Raw genomic sequence first — 2,502 nt, 5'->3', positions numbered from 1 at the left:
TTTTGTAACCAAAGTCCAGCTGACCAAAGGCTTTCATGTCGCCGCCCAGATCGTAAACGATGCTGTTTTTCAGCTCCAGATCGTCAAACTCAACATCCAGTTCTTTATCAACACCGGCTTTCTGACGCAGTTGGATCTGCCAGTCCCCTTTCAGTTTGTAGCTCAGACCGTTGCCTTCATAGATGGTGGCTGCCTGCGCCATGCTTACTGTGGTCAGTCCAAGAGCAGCAACTGCGATTTTCTTTGCGATCATTTTTTTCATTATCTACTACCTGTTATTTTTATTTGAAAACTCAGTCACGAGACCGATTTTCAGTTTTTAAAGACAAAAGCTCCCCTCGATGCTGAAAAACAGCACCAAATCTGATGAGAAGTCGGGGGAGTTCAACGCTGGGATTGATGTGTCTGACCGTCGTGATTCTCTGGTGGCGGGCTCCTCCCAGTTAGAATTAACTAAACATCTTTTGTAGTGTTCAGGCCGGATCGAGCGGATTCCGGCCCAGTTTGCTATTGATGGCGGACCTTAGCCTTCACCTTCACTGATGGCTGCTTCTGCGCCGCGATCAGTTGGCTGACCTTTGTTTGCGCGACGCTTGTTCACCAGCTCCAGCAGCGGTGGGATACAGAGGACAACAATGGCCACGACCACAATGCCGAGGGTCAGCGGGCGATCCCACAGGAAGTCAAAGCTACCGTCTGAGATAACCAGCGCACGGGCCAGGTTGTTTTCCATGATGCCGCCTAAGATGAAGCCCAGTAGCATTGGTGCCATCGGGAACTCCAGCAGCTTCAGTGCAATCGCAATGACGGTAATGATTGCCATCATGTGAATATCAAAGCTGTTGAAGCTGACCAGATACACGCCGGTGATGGAGAAAAACAGAATCAGCGGAATCAGAATCGGGCGTGGGATCACCAACAAGCGCGAGATGTATGGGATCAGCGGCAAGTTAAGGATCAGCAACACCAGGTTGCCGAAATACATGGAGATGATCACCGACCAGAACACATCGGGGTTATCGACAAACAGGCGCGGACCGGGCTGAATACCGTAAGCGATCAGTGCACCCAGCATGATGGCGGTGGTACCGGAACCTGGAATACCCAACGTCAGCAGCGGTACAAAAGAACCGGTGGACGCTGCGTTATTGGCGGATTCCGGCGCGGCCAGCCCCCGTAGCGCGCCTTTACCAAACTTCAGCTTCTCTTTAGCTGAGGCGATGTTGCGTTCCAGACCATAGGCCAGAAATGAAGCGATAGTTGCGCCGGCACCTGGCAGAACTCCCACCAGGAAACCAAATACTGAGGAGCGTCCTACAGTCGGCGCGATATGTTTTACCTCTTCCCGGCTCAGCTTCATGCTGCCCAAAGAAGCCATATCCATCTGTTCGTCTTTTTCCTTGTGTTGGCCTTTTAATACCGTCATGACCACTTCGGTGAGGGCGAAGGTTGCCATCGCCAGTAGCAGGAAGCTAATGCCGTCAATCAAGTCGATGTTGCCAAAGGTAAAGCGTGGGGTGCCGGATGTTGTATCGGTACCCACGGTAGCAATCATCAGGCCGAATACGGTCATGATCAGAGCTTTGATCACCTGACCTTTTCCTGAGAATGCTGCTACAGCGGTCAGGCCGAGAATCATCAGAGCAAAGTAGTCGCTGGACTGGAAGCTGAGTGAAACTGATGCCAGTGCAGGCGCGGCGAACAGCAGAATAATTGCGCCGATGGTACCGCCGGTGAAGGAGGAGTAAGCGGCCAGTGCCAGTGCTTTACCGGCTTGCTTCTGCTGGGCCAGTGGATAACCGTCAAATGACGTCACCACGGTGCTTGCACAGCCTGGTGCGTTGATCAGGATTGAGGAGGTGGAACCGCCAAATACTGCGCCGTAATAGACGCCGGCCATCAAAATAATGCCGGAAGAGGGATCCAGTCCGTAGGTGATCGGGATCATTAACGCCACGGCGGAGATTGGACCCAGCCCCGGCAACATGCCGATGAAGGTGCCAGCAAAACAACCGACGACCACCATCATCAGATTAAAGGGCATAACCGCGGTGGATAGCCCGGTGAAGATACCGTCTAACATCGCCTCAGCCTCCAAACAGTTGATTAAACAGCGCACCCGGCGCCAGATAGATATCCAGCAACTGCGTCAGAATCAGCCAGATACCCGCAGAAAATGGAACGGAAGCCAGCAGCAAGGTTTTGATACGGCGCTCACCTAGCAGCCAGAATCCACCGATCAGGAAGAACAGGGTTGCCAGCAGAAAACCGACCCACTGCAGGGCAAACGCAAACAGCACCACCAGCGCCAGCAGTTTGGCAACCAGCGCAAAGTCATAACCGTGTAGTTTAAGCGTGCTGCCTTCACCCCGTTCGGCTGTCAGCAACAGGGCGATGGATAACCCGCCACACAGCAGGGCCAGTGCATTGGGGACCGTCTGCGCGTGGAACGGCTCAAATTCATCGCCGGGTAACAGGGGAATCTGACCGGCGTAGACACCG

General features: G+C 53.4%; 2 protein-coding genes and 1 pseudogene. All 3 read right to left on the bottom strand.

Going from position 1 to position 2,502, the window contains the following annotated elements:
• Positions 1-262: pseudogene (locus ABYW01_RS19235) on the bottom strand (porin); the annotation flags it as partial.
• A 261-nt stretch (positions 263-523) separates the two neighbouring features.
• Positions 524-2,083 carry a tripartite tricarboxylate transporter permease gene (locus ABYW01_RS19230; protein ID WP_372835947.1) on the bottom strand — a complete coding sequence of 520 codons (1,560 nt, stop codon included), beginning with the start codon at positions 2,081-2,083 and terminating at the stop codon, positions 524-526.
• 4 nt (positions 2,084-2,087) lie between these two features.
• A partial coding sequence (locus ABYW01_RS19225) for a tripartite tricarboxylate transporter TctB family protein (RefSeq protein ID WP_372835946.1) occupies positions 2,088-2,502 on the bottom strand: 415 nt, incomplete at its 5' end.

The sequence above is a fragment of the Pontibacterium sp. genome (assembly GCF_041587635.1).
Classification (GTDB): domain Bacteria; phylum Pseudomonadota; class Gammaproteobacteria; order Pseudomonadales; family Balneatricaceae; genus Pontibacterium.
Note: the sequence above shows the minus strand (reverse complement) of the source record. Positions and strands in the feature narration are given on the sequence as shown.

Excerpts from the sequence above, each read along its gene's own strand:
- ABYW01_RS19230 (WP_372835947.1), bottom strand. The coding sequence starts at position 2,083 with ATGTTAGACGGTATCTTCACCGGGCTATCCACCGCGGTTATGCCCTTT.